Source organism: Citrobacter sp. On2M (genome assembly GCF_018035235.1).
In the GTDB taxonomy this organism is placed as follows: domain Bacteria; phylum Pseudomonadota; class Gammaproteobacteria; order Enterobacterales; family Enterobacteriaceae; genus Citrobacter; species Citrobacter meridianamericanus.
This window is the reverse complement of the sequence record NZ_WPCV01000002.1, coordinates 634,221-648,090: the sequence shown is the minus strand read 5'-3', so window position 1 is coordinate 648,090 and position 13,870 is coordinate 634,221. Positions and strand designations below refer to the sequence as shown.

Here is a 13,870-nt window from a genome sequence, read left to right as displayed (position 1 = left end):
ATGGGTTTAGACGTCGTCGCCGTAACCGAGGCTACGCAACGCGCGTTCGTCATCGGCCCAGCCAGATTTCACTTTCACCCACAGTTCGAGGTGAACGGGCGCTTCGAACATCTCCTGCATGTCTTTACGCGCTTCGATGCCGATGGTTTTAATTTTGGCTCCTTTGTTGCCAATAACCATCTTCTTCTGTCCTTCACGTTCAACGAGGATCAGACCGTTAATATCGTAGCCACCGCGCTCGTTAGAGATAAAACGCTCAATCTCCACGGTGACAGAATACGGCAGTTCAGCCCCCAGAAAACGCATCAGCTTTTCACGGATGATTTCAGAAGCCATAAAACGCTGAGAACGGTCAGTGATGTAATCTTCCGGGAAGTGATGAATAGCTTCCGGCAGATGCTTACGTACGATGTCCGCAACGGTATCCACATTCAAACCCGTCTCGGCAGAGATCGGGACGATATCGAGGAAATTCATCTGGCTTGCCAGGAACTGCAGGTGCGGCAGCAGATCGGCTTTTTCCTGAACATTGTCTACTTTGTTCACAGCCAGAATAACCGGGGCTTTACCGTCGCGCAGCTTGTTAAGCACCATTTCGTCGTCCGGCGTCCAGCGGGTGCCTTCCACAACGAAAATAACCAGTTCAACATCACCAATCGAGCTGCTCGCCGCTTTGTTCATCAGGCGGTTGATCGCCCGTTTTTCTTCCATATGCAGGCCCGGGGTATCAACATAAATCGCCTGATACGCGCCTTCAGTATGGATGCCAACAATACGGTGACGTGTTGTCTGAGCCTTACGTGAGGTAATGGAAATCTTCTGCCCAAGCAGGTTATTTAACAGGGTGGATTTGCCGACGTTCGGACGACCGACGATGGCAATAAATCCGCAGTAAGTTGTATCGATGCTCATTCCAGCTCCAGTTTTTTCAACGCCTGTTCGGCGGCAGCCTGCTCAGCCTTACGACGGCTAGAACCTGTGCCAACCACCGGTTCACTCAGGCCGCTGACCTGGCAGTGGATAGTAAATTCTTGATCGTGTGCTTCACCACGAACCTGCACCACCAGATAAGACGGCAGCGGCAGGTGGCGACCCTGCAAATATTCCTGCAAGCGCGTTTTCGGATCTTTTTGTTTATCGCCTGGGCTAATTTCATCCAGACGAGTCTGATACCAGTTCAGGATCAGTTGCTCAACGGTTTGAATGTCGCTGTCGAGGAAGACGCCGCCAATTAAAGCTTCAACGGTATCAGCCAGGATCGATTCACGGCGGAAGCCGCCGCTTTTCAGCTCACCAGGCCCCAAACGTAAACATTCACCGAGGTCAAACTCACGGGCTAATTCAGCAAGCGTATTGCCGCGAACCAGCGTTGCGCGCATGCGGCTCATATCACCTTCGTCCACTCGCGGGAAACGGTGATAAAGCGCATTAGCGATAACAAAGCTCAAAATAGAGTCGCCTAAAAATTCTAAACGCTCGTTATGTTTGCTGCTGGCGCTACGGTGAGTCAATGCCTGCTGCAACAGCTCCTGATGATTAAAAGTGTAGCCCAGCTTCCGTTGAAGCCGATTAATTACGATGGGGTTCATGCGATACCAATAAATGAATGCGTCAACAATTCAGCACACGAAACAGACCTGATATACGCACTTCGCTTAGCCATTTGGCTTTAGCTAAATGCATTTATACAAACCAACGCTGTTTCGTGTGCCGTGGCAACCTGTCGGTGCCAACCTAAAACTTCGGGGGAATATTCTATACACAACGACAAGGGATGTCGTTAGTCTGCGGGAATTTATCCGAGAAATAATTCACGCTGCCGCCATAATGACGACAACGTGAACGATTATCAGCGATTAGTGAATACCGCCAATACGGCTTAAACGTACACCGGTCGGCCATTCGCCTTCTTGCTTGTCGAAACTCATCCAGATAGCGGTCGCTTTACCCACCAGGTTCGCTTCCGGCACAAATCCCCAGTAACGGCTGTCCGCGCTGTTGTCACGGTTATCACCCATCATGAAGTAGTGTCCCGGAGGGACGATCCAGGTTGCCAGTTGCTGGCCAGGCTGGCGGTAATACATTCCCACCTGATCCTGCGCGATTGGCACGGTCAGAATGCGGTGCGTTACCTCACCCAGCGTTTCTTTACGCTCGGAGAGGCGAATACCGTTTTCTTTCGTTTCATTCAGAGGAACTTCAAAGAAGCCACTGGTCGCTTCCCCACCGTTACGACGGGCAAAGGTCTGCACGAAATCACTTGGCTGAACATCCGAATACGTCACCGGCAGCGCGTTTTCACACGCCTGACCAGAACTGCATCCTGGCTGAATCGTGACCTCTTTCGCCACCGGATCGTAGGTCACTTTGTCTCCCGGTAAACCGACAGCGCGTTTGATGTAGTCCAGACGCGGATCTTCCGGGTATTTAAACACCACGATATCACCGCGTTTCGGATGGCCAGTTTCGATCAACGTTTTCTGGTAAATAGGATCTTTAATCCCATAGGCGAATTTCTCCACCAGGATAAAGTCCCCGATAAGCAGCGTCGGCATCATCGAACCTGACGGGATCTGGAACGGCTCATAAATAAATGAACGTACCACCAGCACAATCGCCAGTACCGGGAAAACGGATGCTCCAGTTTCCAGCCAGCCCGGTTTAGGGGCTACTTTTTTTAGCGTTGCTTTATCCAGTGAATCACCTGCAGCAGCTTGCGCTGCTGCCTGACGCTCCCGGCGCTTTGGTGCGAAGATGAATTTATCTACGCACCACAAAATGCCAGTCACCAGTGTGGCAATCACCAGAATCAGGGCAAACATGTTCGCCATGCCAACTCCTTAAGGTTATTTGCTGTCTTTACCGACATGCAGAATGGCGAGGAAGGCTTCCTGCGGCAGTTCGACGTTACCGATCTGCTTCATGCGCTTTTTACCCTCTTTCTGTTTTTGCAGCAGCTTTTTCTTACGACTGATATCGCCACCGTAGCATTTCGCCAGAACGTTTTTACGCAGCTGCTTAACCGTTGAACGCGCAATGATGTGCGTACCAATGGCTGCCTGAATCGCGATATCAAACTGCTGGCGAGGGATCAGATCTTTCATCTTCTCAACCAGTTCGCGGCCACGGCTCTGGGAATTGTCGCGGTGGGTGATTAGCGCCAGCGCATCGACACGTTCGTTGTTGATGAGGACATCAACGCGCACCATGTCAGACGCCTGGAATCGTTTAAAGTTATAGTCCAGCGACGCATAGCCGCGCGAAGTCGACTTCAGACGGTCGAAAAAGTCGAGTACCACTTCCGCCATCGGGATTTCGTAGGTCAGCGCCACCTGGTTACCGTGGTAAACCATGTTGGTCTGAACGCCGCGCTTCTCGATACACAGGGTGATCACGTTGCCAAGGTAAGCCTGCGGCAGCAGCATGTGACACTCAGCGATCGGCTCACGCAGTTCGTAGATATTGTTCAGCGGTGGCAGCTTGGACGGGCTATCGACGTAGATAGTCTCTTTCGCCGTAGTTTCAACTTCGTAAACTACGGTCGGCGCGGTGGTGATCAGATCCAGATCGTATTCACGCTCCAGACGTTCCTGAATGATCTCCATGTGCAGCAGACCAAGGAAGCCACAACGGAAGCCGAAGCCCAGCGCGGTCGAGCTTTCCGGTTCATAAAACAGGGAGGCGTCGTTGAGGCTCAGCTTGCCGAGGGCGTCACGGAAGTTTTCGTAGTCGTCAGAGCTCACCGGGAACAGACCAGCGTACACCTGCGGCTTCACTTTTTTAAAGCCTGGCAACGGTTTGTCTGCCGGGTTACGTGCCTGCGTCAGGGTATCGCCAACCGGTGCGCCGAGGATGTCTTTGATTGCACACACCAACCAACCTACCTCGCCGCATTTCAGCTCGGTACGATCAACCTGTTTTGGTGTGAAGATCCCCAGACGGTCGGCATTGTAGACCTGACCGGTGCTCATCACTTTAATTTTGTCGCCTTTACGCATGGTGCCGTTTTTAATACGCACCAGCGAAACCACGCCCAGGTAGTTATCGAACCAGGAGTCGATAATCAACGCCTGCAGCGGACCTTCCGGATCGCCTTCCGGCGGCGGAATGTCGCGCACCAGACGTTCCAGCACGTCGGTCACGCCCACGCCGGTTTTCGCCGAGCAGCGAACAGCATCAGTCGCGTCGATGCCGACGATGTCTTCAATCTCTTCTGCTACGCGCTCAGGATCGGCGGCTGGCAGGTCGATTTTGTTCAGAACCGGCACCACTTCCAGATCCATTTCCATGGCGGTATAACAGTTCGCCAGGGTCTGCGCTTCGACACCCTGTCCGGCGTCAACCACCAGCAGTGCGCCTTCACAGGCGGCAAGCGAACGGGAAACTTCATACGAGAAGTCAACGTGGCCCGGGGTGTCGATAAAGTTAAGCTGATAGATTTCACCATCAGATGCTTTGAAATCGAGCGTCACGCTCTGCGCTTTGATAGTAATACCGCGCTCACGCTCAAGATCCATCGAGTCGAGAACCTGCGCTTCCATTTCACGGTCAGACAGGCCACCGCAGATCTGGATAATACGGTCAGACAGCGTCGATTTACCGTGGTCGATGTGAGCTATGATTGAAAAGTTACGTATGTTCTTCATATAGTGTAATTATTGTGCCTTACGCCCGCCTGAGCAGGCTCTGAGAAGTCGCTGTTCTGAGCTTAACGTCTGTTTAAGTGAAACGCCGCATTCTACACTACAACGCTGAGGCGAGGAAATGTTCATAGAGCAAGGATAGTGGGAACTGGAAACAACTACGCAAAGTCGGTGAAACTTTTGCCGGATGGCGTTACCTCCCCTCCGGCAAAGGTATCACTGCTGGGTTTCAATGCGAATGAGATCGGGCGGGAGAGCAACGTTCAGAATGACCGGCTGCCAGGCTTCACGCTCAGCAAGCTTACGAGAGAATCCACGGGCTATCAGGAATCCGCCCACGCCACCCAGTACCGCACCGCTTAACGCCGCAAGGTCGGAACCAAACAGCACCTGGAACAACGCCGCGAAAAGAAAAAGTCCCGCTAACGGTGACATATAGACCAGCATCGCTGATCCCAACAGGCTACCCTCGGCAATGCCCAGTTCAACTTTTTGTCCGGGTGTTAAGGGTTCGTCACTCGGCACCACAATGGTATGTGTGGTCTGTGGCCCAAGTTTGTTCAGCACGCGACTCCCACATCCAGCCCGGGAAGCGCAGCTGCTACATGATGCTTTAACGTCACAGCTAACCGTCGCCAGGCCATCTTGCCAGGAGACGACTGTCGCCCACTCTTTAATCATTGTGCTGCCCTGAACTTGATATTGTCCGCGATACGCTTCGCCGTTTGTGGTGGGAGCTCGCCCACAATCGTAATTTCCGCGTTGTCACGCACGCTGGTGCTGACCGTCCTACGCCCGGTACGCAGCAGCTGCTCGGCGCTGTTTTGCGTCGCACGGTTTACGTTCACAGAAAAACTAAACAGGCCATCAGAATAAAGCCGCGATTCGATCGGCATGTTATCCATCGTCGGCAACGGGCGTCGACTGCTGGAAACTTCGCTGAAGCCTTGCGGCAACCACGACGGACTCCAGTTAAAGTTGGTTTTCTCGCCCGCAGGAACTGACAGCAACGGCGGCAGATTGGCCTTTGCCAGCGTCTGCATGCTGTCGCTGACGCCGTTGTTTACGGTAAAGGCGATGACGCGGAACTGTTCCAGCGTTTCGCCATCACGGTCAAGAAGATCAACACGCATCGGCAGCTTGGTCTCCGTGTCCATCCAGACGATATAGCTGTAACGAGTACCGTCTCGGGCTACCACGCGGATCACTTCACAGAGCCTGTCGGCAATGCGGGTGCGGCCTACTGAGATAAAATCATAGTAGGGAGCAAGACGTTTGAAGTCGGTATAAATCAGGGATGGCAGAGAGTCAACGATATAGTCGCCATTCAACGTGAACGGTTCAAGACCTGGCTCAAAATAGCTGATTTCATTGCCACGTTGCACCACTTCCCGGCGCGGCCCATCCATTTGCAACAGTTGTGCTAGCGGACGGTTATCCAGGCGAGCATGGCGATAACGTAGGGATTCAACACCCTGTTTATTGATGCTGACAAATGACAGCTCATAGGTTAGCGACTGGCTGGCCAGATTCATCTGCTGCAACAACGCCCCGGACGCAGGATTGGCCGAGGCGTTGACAGAGAAGAACAGGCTACCAGCCACAAGTGACATGGCAAACCAAAGTTGCTTCATTACTGCGATTGCGTTCCTAAAGTTTGAATTCCTGGCACCTGTACAGCGGCTTGCTGTGTTTGGGCCTGCTCAAACTGAAGCTGTTCAGAGTGCAGTCGACGTTGCAGTTCGTAATCCTGCAACATGGCATTAATACGACGACGCTGCTCCTGTACCTGCTGTTGCTGACCGCCGCTGGCCGTCGCGTCAGAAGGTACACCCAGGCTTACCGGACTGGCTTTACCCATCATCGGTAATGTATTAAATACCGGTGTTTCGGGCTGCTGGGACGTTTCAGATTGCCCATTATAGTGCTGGACGCCAACAATAACTGCAAGTGATACACACGCGGCAACACCCATTTGAGTAAGCTGCGCGGCCCACGGACGCATTTTCTTCCAGAACGGCATTTTCTGCCACTGGTGCGGTGCTGGCTGGGCCTCAGGAATCAATGGCACCGTCTGACGTACTGGCTCATCCTGGATGGCGGCCATTACGCGGGCGGAAATATCGAAATGGAGAACGTCGGCGGTATCACCTCGCATGGAATCGCGAATCAGGTGATAACTCTCCCAGGTTTTTTGCATTTCCGGGTCGTGAGCCAGCTCTTTGAGCAACTCAGTATCCAGCGTTTCGCCATCCATTAAAGCGGAAAGTTTTTCTTTCTGCATGCCTAATACCTTTTCCAGTATCCCGCTATCGTCAACGCCTGATAAGCGGTTGAACTTTATTATCAATAGCTTCCCTCGCTCGGAAGATACGTGAACGCACCGTACCCACCGGACAATCCATGATAGCGGCTATCTCTTCATAGCTCAGGCCATCCAGCTCCCGCAAGGTTATTGCCATGCGTAAATCTTCCGGGAGGGACTCAATAGTCCGGAAAACTATCTGTCTCAGTTCTTCTGACAACATTAAGTTCTCAGGGTTCGAAATTTCTTTCAGCGCACCGCCACTTTCGTAATTTTCTGCTTCAATCGCATCTATATCACTGGAAGGTGGACGACGCCCCTGAGCGACCAGGTAATTCTTCGCTGTATTGACCGCAATACGATACAGCCAGGTATAAAAAGCACTATCCCCCCGGAACGAGTCCAGCGCACGATAGGCCTTGATAAATGCTTCTTGTACGACATCGGGTACATCACCCGACGGTACATAGCGAGAAACCAGACTCGCCACCTTATGCTGATAGCGCACTACCAGTAGGTTAAAGGCTTTCTGGTCTCCCTTTTGGACCCGTTCTACCAGGACCTGGTCCGTTAACTGCTCGCTCATCCGAGGTAAAGTCTCCCCAAACCAAATTTCCACGCGCTTTCGAAACGCCACTCCATCAGCTTCACTATGAGCAAGCAAATGCTTAGAGTGCTCAAGTTTCGTAAAGTTCCGTTACGCATTGTTTTTTGTTTGTCATGTTGTAGACAGGTCTTATATCTCATTATAAGTCTACATAACCCAATCAACGCACTATCTGTAAGAAATGCCCATTTCACCGCCAGCAGAGTAACCCAACGGGCACTTTATTTCATCACATAATCTGATGCTAACGGCCTGCTTCACAAAATATTTTTGCTCATTTCACCCTCGTCACGCTTTTCTATCATGTTTAGTCATTGCAACACATATAAAAATAAAACGTGCATTATCGCCCAATGTGGTGCTATGGTGACCACACACTGTTTAGTAAATTAAACAAAAAACATGAATACGACTCCTGAATTATCCTGTGACGTGCTGATCATTGGCAGCGGAGCTGCTGGACTTTCGCTGGCGCTGCGGCTAGCGGAAAAACATCAGGTCATTGTTCTGAGCAAAGGTCCGGTCAGCGAAGGTTCAACGTTTTACGCCCAGGGCGGTATTGCCGCGGTGTTTGATGAAACCGACAGCATCGACTCCCACGTTGAAGATACGCTGATTGCCGGAGCCGGCCTGTGCGATCGCCATGCGGTGGAATTTGTCGCCAGTAATGCCCGTAGCTGCGTTCAGTGGCTTATCGATCAGGGTGTCTTATTTGATACGCAGGTTCAGCCCAACGGTGAAGAGAGTTACCATCTGACCCGTGAAGGCGGTCATAGCCATCGACGCATTCTGCATGCGGCGGATGCCACCGGCAAAGAAGTTGAAACCACCCTCGTCAGCCAGGCGCAAAATCATCCCAACATCCGGGTTCTCGAACGCAGCAATGCCGTCGACCTGATTGTCTCTGATAAAATCGGTCTGCCGGGAACGCGTCGGGTTGTCGGAGCCTGGATCTGGAACCGTAATAAGGAAGCCGTTGAGACCTGCCATGCGAAGTCAGTAGTGTTGGCTACCGGTGGCGCATCAAAAGTGTATCAATACACCACAAATCCGGATATTTCTTCGGGCGACGGCATTGCGATGGCCTGGCGTGCAGGATGCCGTGTCGCCAATCTGGAGTTTAACCAGTTTCACCCGACGGCGCTGTATCACCCGCAGGCACGCAATTTTCTGCTGACCGAGGCGCTACGTGGCGAAGGCGCACACCTGAAGCGCCCGGACGGTTCACGCTTTATGCCCGATTTTGACGAGCGTGGCGAACTGGCTCCCAGAGATATTGTCGCCCGCGCCATTGACCACGAAATGAAGCGCCTTGGCGCTGACTGTATGTTCCTCGACATCAGCCATAAGCCCGAAGAATTTGTTCGTCAGCATTTTCCAATGATTTACGAAAAATTGCTGGGACTGGGTATTGATCTGACCAAAGAGCCAGTCCCCATTGTTCCTGCCGCGCACTATACCTGCGGCGGGGTGATGGTGGATGACTTTGGTCGTACGGATGTCGACGGGCTATATGCAATTGGCGAAGTGAGTTACACCGGCCTGCATGGTGCTAACCGAATGGCGTCGAACTCATTACTGGAGTGCCTGGTTTACGGTTGGTCCGCTGCGGAAGATATCGACAGGCGTATGCCTTATGCGCGCGGCGTCAGCACGCTCCCAGGCTGGGATGAAAGCCGGGTAGAAAATCCGGATGAGCTGGTTGTCATTCAGCATAACTGGCATGAGCTACGGCTGTTTATGTGGGATTACGTCGGTATTGTGCGCACCACTAAACGTCTGGAACGCGCCCTGCGCCGTATCACCATGCTGCAACAGGAAATCGACGAGTATTATGCGCATTTCCGTGTGTCGAACAACTTACTGGAATTGCGCAATCTGGTGCAAGTTGCTGAGCTGATTGTCCGCTGCGCGATGATGCGCAAAGAGAGTCGGGGCCTGCACTACACGCTGGATTATCCAGAACAGCTTCCAGAGGCAGGCCCGTCAATTCTCTCGCCGCTCAGTCATCACATAAACAGATAGAACGCCTGGGTCAGTGCCGTGTAACCTTCAGAGTAACGTTGGTCTGGCCCACGGATCACCAGTCTGTCGCTAAAGCACTCCCCGGCCTGCGGGGAGAATGCCAGCAATACCCGATGCGGTAGACGGGCCTCGGTTTCTGCTACATCCGTGCGCAATCGCAGGTGCCAGCCCATGCCAAGTGCCAGCTGAGTAAATGCGTTACCAATCTCCTCCGGTAGCACCACGCAAAAAAAACCGTCTTCCGTAATGCTGTCCGCCGCCAGCGTAAGCAATGCTTGATGATCGAGCGTGGTGGTGTAGCGTGCTTGCTCGCGCTGCGGCGTAGCACATTCCACGCCCTGTTCATAATAGGGAGGATTGCTGATGATCAAATCAAAACGCACGGTCTGGCGTGGTATCCACTGTTGGGCATCTTCCGTATGCACGTTCATACGATGCATCCACGGAGATTGCGCGATGTTCTCCTGCGCCTGCTGCGCGGCGTCAACGTCGAGCTCCACGGCGTCAATGATGACGTTTTCATCAGTACGTTGGGCCAGCATCAGCGCCAACAGACCGCTCCCGGTACCAATGTCCAGGATTCGTTTAACACCAGCAACGGGCGCCCAGGCCCCCAATAAAATGCCGTCCGTTCCGACTTTCATTGCACAACGATCGTGTGCCACAAAAAACTGCTTAAAAGTAAATCCATTACGTCTAAGTACGGATGTAGACTGGGGCATGAAGAACAACCTTCCTGGAAAAAAAACGATAACATAGGATAAAAACAATACCTGAGAAGGTATATCCATACAAACAGATGAAGATTGCAGCCGTAACGTCTATAATCAGCGCCCCACTCAGAGGTAGAACATGACTGTAACGACTTTTTCCGAACTTGAACTCGATGAAAGCCTTCTGGATGCCCTCCAGGAAAAAGGTTTCACTCGCCCGACCGCCATTCAGGCTGCCGCCATACCGCCTGCGCTCGATGGCCGTGATGTACTCGGTTCTGCGCCGACAGGCACCGGTAAAACGGCGGCATATTTGCTGCCAGCGTTGCAGCACCTGCTCGACTTCCCGCGCAAAAAATCGGGTCCGCCACGCATTTTAATTCTGACGCCAACGCGTGAACTGGCGATGCAGGTTGCTGAACATGCCCGTGAACTGGCGAAGAATACACATCTGGATATCGCGACTATTACTGGTGGTGTGGCTTACATGAACCACATGGAAGTCTTTAGCGAAAACCAGGACATCGTGGTCGCTACCACCGGTCGTCTGCTGCAATATATTAAAGAAGAGAACTTCGACTGCCATGCGGTTGAGACGCTGATCCTTGATGAAGCAGACCGTATGCTGGATATGGGCTTTGCCCAGGACATTGAGCATATCGCGGGTGAAACCCGTTGGCGCAAGCAAACGATGCTGTTTTCCGCCACGCTGGAAGGCGATGCGATCAAAGACTTTGCCGAGCGCCTGCTGGAAGATCCTGTCGAAGTTTCGGCGGATCCGTCCACCCGCGAACGCAAGAAGATCCATCAGTTTTACTACCGTGCCGATGACATCGAGCACAAAACTGCCCAGCTGATCCATCTGTTAAAACAGCCAGAAGCGACCCGCTCGATTGTCTTTGTACGTAAACGCGAGCGTGTGCACGAGCTGGCAGGCTGGCTGCGCCAGGCGGGCATCAATAACTGCTACCTCGAAGGCGAGATGGTGCAGAACAAACGCAATGAAGCGATCAAACGCCTGACTGATGGTCGTGTGAATGTGCTGGTTGCCACCGACGTTGCCGCTCGTGGGATCGATATTCCTGACGTCAGCCATGTGTTTAACTTCGACATGCCGCGCAGTGGCGATGCTTATCTGCACCGCATTGGCCGTACCGGTCGTGCAGGCCGTAAAGGTACTGCAATCTCTTTGGTTGAAGCGCATGATCACCTGCTGCTTGGCAAAGCGAGCCGCTATATTGACGAGCCACTGAAAGCACGCGTCATCGACGAACTGCGTCCAACCACGCGCGCGCCAAGTGAGAAATCTAACGGCAAGCCATCCAAGAAAGTACTGGCGAAGCGTGCCGAGAAAAAAGCAAAAGAGAAAGAGAAACCGCGCGTGAAGAAACGTCACCGCGACGCCAAAAATATCGGCAAACGTCGTAAGCCGAGCGGAGCTGCTACTCAGCAGTCCGACAAAGAGTAACCGAATGCCGGGCCATTTAGCCCGGCTTTTTTTCATGCGTCGCAAAGCTCTCTTCAATACACTCAATAAACACCCGCATCGCCGGGCTAACGGCTTTCCCGGCATGATAGCCGCACAATGCCGTAATTAACTCGGGCTGTTTACTAAACGGTAATTCAATCAATTCCCCTGAACGTAGCTCCTTCTCAACGGCAAAATGCGGCAAAAAGCTGACCCCAAGATTTGCCGATACGCACTGCTTGATGCTCTCAATACTCCATAACTCAATGGTATTTTCCAGTGTAATCTGCCGTTTACGCAGAAGTCCCTCGAAGCGTTGTCTGAAAATACATTGCGGCTCATTAATGATAAAGCTGCAGGGAATGTGCTGGTTATGTCGAGTAAAATCAATCTGCTGAAGCAACGGCGAAGCCACTAACACCAGAGACTGATCGCCAAGCGGCATCATCTCAAGGGCATCGTCATTACCAACACGATAAAATACGCCCAGGTCGACCTCATCACTGAGTAGCGCATCGCGAATGACATAACAGTTGAGCGACTGTAAGGACAGCCGCACATGGGGCGCACGTTGTTTAAATCGCTGTAAAACCTGCGGCATTTTATATGCCAGCAGCGTTTCACCGGTGGCGACGCGCAGATCGCCGCTCGGCTGCGCATCCTGTTGTACGGACTGACGAATTGAGGCCATCACACGCGTCAGGTCATGTATATGCGGCATCAGCCGTTTTCCTTCGCTGGTAAGACACATCCGGCGACCAATTTTTTCAAACAGCTGCACCGAGAGTTCTTGCTCAAGCTGTTGAATATGAAAGGTAACCGTTGACTGCGTACAGCAAAGCTTTTGTGAAGCCCGCAGGAATGAACCTTCTTCTACCACTGTTTTTAGCGTAATAAACCGACGTAAATCCATCCGCACCAACCCATCGAAAATATCGAACTCAGAATGCAAAAACATTCATTTTTTTAAATGTTTTATCTCGGGTACTGTCTACCAAAACAGAGGAGATAACAAGTGACCCCCACCCTTTTAAGTGCATTCTGGACCTATACATTGATTACCGCGTTAACTCCCGGGCCAAACAACATCCTTGCGCTCAGTGCCGCAACGTCACACGGTTTTCGTCAGAGTACGCGCGTTCTGGCCGGAATGAGTCTTGGTTTTTTAATCGTCATGCTGATGTGCGCCGGGATTTCGTTTTCGCTGGCGAATATAGACCCGGCCATCATCCATTGGCTCAGTTGGGCCGGAGCCGCTTATATTCTGTGGCTGGCGCTGAAGATTGCCACCAGCCCGGCGACAAACGATGGTTTACAGTCAGAACCCATTAGCTTCTGGGCGAGTTTTGGCCTGCAGTTTGTTAACGTCAAAATTATTTTGTACGGCATTACCGCGTTATCCACATTTGTATTGCCGTATACGCAGGACGCGCAGTGGTTGATTGGAGTGAGTCTTCTTCTGGCGCTTATCGGCACCTTCGGGAATGCCTGTTGGGCGCTGGCGGGCCATCTTTTTCAGCGCATCTTTCGCCGTTACGGTCGGCAGCTGAATATCATTTTGGCATTACTGTTGGTGTATTGTGCGGTGAGGATTTTTTACTAACGGATATAAAAAAGCGGAAGACGCACTGGCATCTTCCGCTTATAGATTCTCTGCTGGACGGGGTTATTCCCCGTGAACCTTACAGGCTCTCAGTAAAGGTACGGGCAATAACGTCGCGCTGCTGCTCTGGAGTCAGAGAGTTGAAACGCACTGCATAACCTGAAACACGAATGGTCAGCTGCGGATATTTTTCCGGATGCTTAACCGCATCTTCCAGCGTTTCACGACGCAGAACGTTTACGTTCAGATGCTGACCACCTTCCACACGGACTTCCGGCTGTACGTCTACCGGTACTTCACGGTATTCGATTTCACCCAGTTTGCTGACGGCAACGACTTCATCGGCATTGAAACCTGCTTTCGCAACGATGCAGCGTGCTTCGCCTTTTTCGCTGTCCAGCAGCCAGAAAGAGTTCAGCAGGTCGTCGTTTGCAGCTTTAGTAATCTGGATACCTGTAATCATTTGATGCCTCCCCGGCAAAATTATTTGATCTCGGTTGGCCGTC

At 52.2% G+C, this 13,870-nt stretch carries 15 protein-coding genes; 3 read left to right on the top strand and 12 right to left on the bottom strand.

The annotated features are described in order from the left end of the window. Positions 1–6: 6 nt before the first annotated feature. The 9 genes from era to rseD all read right to left on the bottom strand — a co-directional run bounded on the left by era (position 7) and on the right by rseD (position 7,695). Entirely contained in the window at positions 7–912 is a 906-nt protein-coding gene (gene era, locus On2M_RS05240; protein ID WP_151217686.1) for a GTPase Era, read from the bottom strand. Next, entirely contained in the window at positions 909–1,589 is a 681-nt protein-coding gene (gene rnc / locus On2M_RS05235; protein ID WP_003037579.1) for a ribonuclease III, read from the bottom strand. The genes era and rnc overlap by 4 nt, the downstream gene beginning before the upstream one ends. Positions 1,590–1,856: 267 nt before the next feature. After that, a complete protein-coding gene (gene lepB / locus On2M_RS05230; RefSeq protein ID WP_042306654.1) occupies positions 1,857–2,831 on the bottom strand; it encodes a signal peptidase I in 975 nt (324 codons plus the stop codon). 15 nt (positions 2,832–2,846) lie between these two features. Further along, a complete protein-coding gene (gene lepA / locus On2M_RS05225; RefSeq protein ID WP_210904470.1) occupies positions 2,847–4,646 on the bottom strand; it encodes a translation elongation factor 4 in 1,800 nt (599 codons plus the stop codon). 213 nt (positions 4,647–4,859) lie between these two features. Beyond that, positions 4,860–5,324 (bottom strand): SoxR-reducing system protein RseC, encoded by a 465-nt coding sequence (rseC, locus tag On2M_RS05220; protein WP_187253573.1) that lies wholly within the window; start codon positions 5,322–5,324, stop codon positions 4,860–4,862. Next, a complete protein-coding gene (rseB, locus tag On2M_RS05215; RefSeq protein WP_151217688.1) occupies positions 5,321–6,277 on the bottom strand; it encodes a sigma-E factor regulatory protein RseB in 957 nt (318 codons plus the stop codon). The genes rseC and rseB overlap by 4 nt, the downstream gene beginning before the upstream one ends. Further along, on the bottom strand, positions 6,277–6,927 hold the full coding sequence (gene rseA / locus On2M_RS05210) for an anti-sigma-E factor RseA (RefSeq protein WP_047501529.1): 651 nt from the start codon (positions 6,925–6,927) through the stop codon (positions 6,277–6,279). Before rseA ends, rseB begins: the two co-directional genes overlap by 1 nt. Positions 6,928–6,958: 31 nt before the next feature. Next, complete coding sequence (rpoE, locus tag On2M_RS05205) at positions 6,959–7,534, bottom strand: RNA polymerase sigma factor RpoE (protein ID WP_003037573.1); 576 nt, start codon at positions 7,532–7,534, stop codon at positions 6,959–6,961. Continuing rightward, on the bottom strand, positions 7,531–7,695 hold the full coding sequence (gene rseD, locus On2M_RS05200; RefSeq protein WP_151217689.1) for a rpoE leader peptide RseD: 165 nt from the start codon (positions 7,693–7,695) through the stop codon (positions 7,531–7,533). The genes rpoE and rseD overlap by 4 nt, the downstream gene beginning before the upstream one ends. A 262-nt stretch (positions 7,696–7,957) precedes the next feature. Between rseD and nadB the strand changes: the two genes are divergently transcribed. Next, positions 7,958–9,580, top strand: coding sequence for an L-aspartate oxidase (gene nadB, locus On2M_RS05195; protein WP_151217690.1), 1,623 nt, complete (start codon positions 7,958–7,960; stop codon positions 9,578–9,580). Here nadB and trmN read toward each other — a convergent pair. Beyond that, on the bottom strand, positions 9,565–10,302 hold the full coding sequence (gene trmN / locus On2M_RS05190; protein ID WP_210904469.1) for a tRNA1(Val) (adenine(37)-N6)-methyltransferase: 738 nt from the start codon (positions 10,300–10,302) through the stop codon (positions 9,565–9,567). The two genes, nadB and trmN, sit on opposite strands and share 16 nt — an antisense overlap. Positions 10,303–10,432: 130 nt before the next feature. Here trmN and srmB point away from each other — a divergent pair, with 130 nt between their 5' ends. Further along, positions 10,433–11,761 carry an ATP-dependent RNA helicase SrmB gene (gene srmB, locus On2M_RS05185; RefSeq protein WP_210904468.1) on the top strand — a complete coding sequence of 443 codons (1,329 nt, stop codon included), beginning with the start codon at positions 10,433–10,435 and terminating at the stop codon, positions 11,759–11,761. 16 nt (positions 11,762–11,777) lie between these two features. Here srmB and On2M_RS05180 read toward each other — a convergent pair whose 3' ends face one another. Further along, positions 11,778–12,674, bottom strand: coding sequence for a LysR family transcriptional regulator (locus On2M_RS05180; RefSeq protein WP_210904467.1), 897 nt, complete (start codon positions 12,672–12,674; stop codon positions 11,778–11,780). Positions 12,675–12,776: 102 nt separating this feature from the next. On the opposite strand from On2M_RS05180, the gene eamB reads away from it, so the two are divergent. Continuing rightward, a complete protein-coding gene (gene eamB, locus On2M_RS05175; protein ID WP_151217692.1) occupies positions 12,777–13,364 on the top strand; it encodes a cysteine/O-acetylserine transporter in 588 nt (195 codons plus the stop codon). 79 nt (positions 13,365–13,443) lie between these two features. Here the strand turns inward: eamB and grcA are convergent, their stop codons facing one another. Next, complete coding sequence (gene grcA, locus On2M_RS05170; RefSeq protein WP_003037563.1) at positions 13,444–13,827, bottom strand: autonomous glycyl radical cofactor GrcA; 384 nt, start codon at positions 13,825–13,827, stop codon at positions 13,444–13,446. Positions 13,828–13,870 lie beyond the last annotated feature (43 nt).

Excerpts from the sequence above, each read along its gene's own strand:
- era (WP_151217686.1), bottom strand. The coding sequence starts at position 912 with ATGAGCATCGATACAACTTACTGCGGATTTATTGCCATCGTCGGTCGT.
- rnc (WP_003037579.1), bottom strand. The coding sequence starts at position 1,589 with ATGAACCCCATCGTAATTAATCGGCTTCAACGGAAGCTGGGCTACACT.
- lepB (WP_042306654.1), bottom strand. The coding sequence starts at position 2,831 with ATGGCGAACATGTTTGCCCTGATTCTGGTGATTGCCACACTGGTGACT.
- lepA (WP_210904470.1), bottom strand. The coding sequence starts at position 4,646 with ATGAAGAACATACGTAACTTTTCAATCATAGCTCACATCGACCACGGT.
- rseC (WP_187253573.1), bottom strand. The coding sequence starts at position 5,324 with ATGATTAAAGAGTGGGCGACAGTCGTCTCCTGGCAAGATGGCCTGGCG.
- rseB (WP_151217688.1), bottom strand. The coding sequence starts at position 6,277 with ATGAAGCAACTTTGGTTTGCCATGTCACTTGTGGCTGGTAGCCTGTTC.
- rseA (WP_047501529.1), bottom strand. The coding sequence starts at position 6,927 with ATGCAGAAAGAAAAACTTTCCGCTTTAATGGATGGCGAAACGCTGGAT.
- rpoE (WP_003037573.1), bottom strand. The coding sequence starts at position 7,534 with ATGAGCGAGCAGTTAACGGACCAGGTCCTGGTAGAACGGGTCCAAAAG.
- rseD (WP_151217689.1), bottom strand. The coding sequence starts at position 7,695 with ATGAGATATAAGACCTGTCTACAACATGACAAACAAAAAACAATGCGT.
- nadB (WP_151217690.1), top strand. The coding sequence starts at position 7,958 with ATGAATACGACTCCTGAATTATCCTGTGACGTGCTGATCATTGGCAGC.
- trmN (WP_210904469.1), bottom strand. The coding sequence starts at position 10,302 with ATGCCCCAGTCTACATCCGTACTTAGACGTAATGGATTTACTTTTAAG.
- srmB (WP_210904468.1), top strand. The coding sequence starts at position 10,433 with ATGACTGTAACGACTTTTTCCGAACTTGAACTCGATGAAAGCCTTCTG.
- On2M_RS05180 (WP_210904467.1), bottom strand. The coding sequence starts at position 12,674 with ATGGATTTACGTCGGTTTATTACGCTAAAAACAGTGGTAGAAGAAGGT.
- grcA (WP_003037563.1), bottom strand. The coding sequence starts at position 13,827 with ATGATTACAGGTATCCAGATTACTAAAGCTGCAAACGACGACCTGCTG.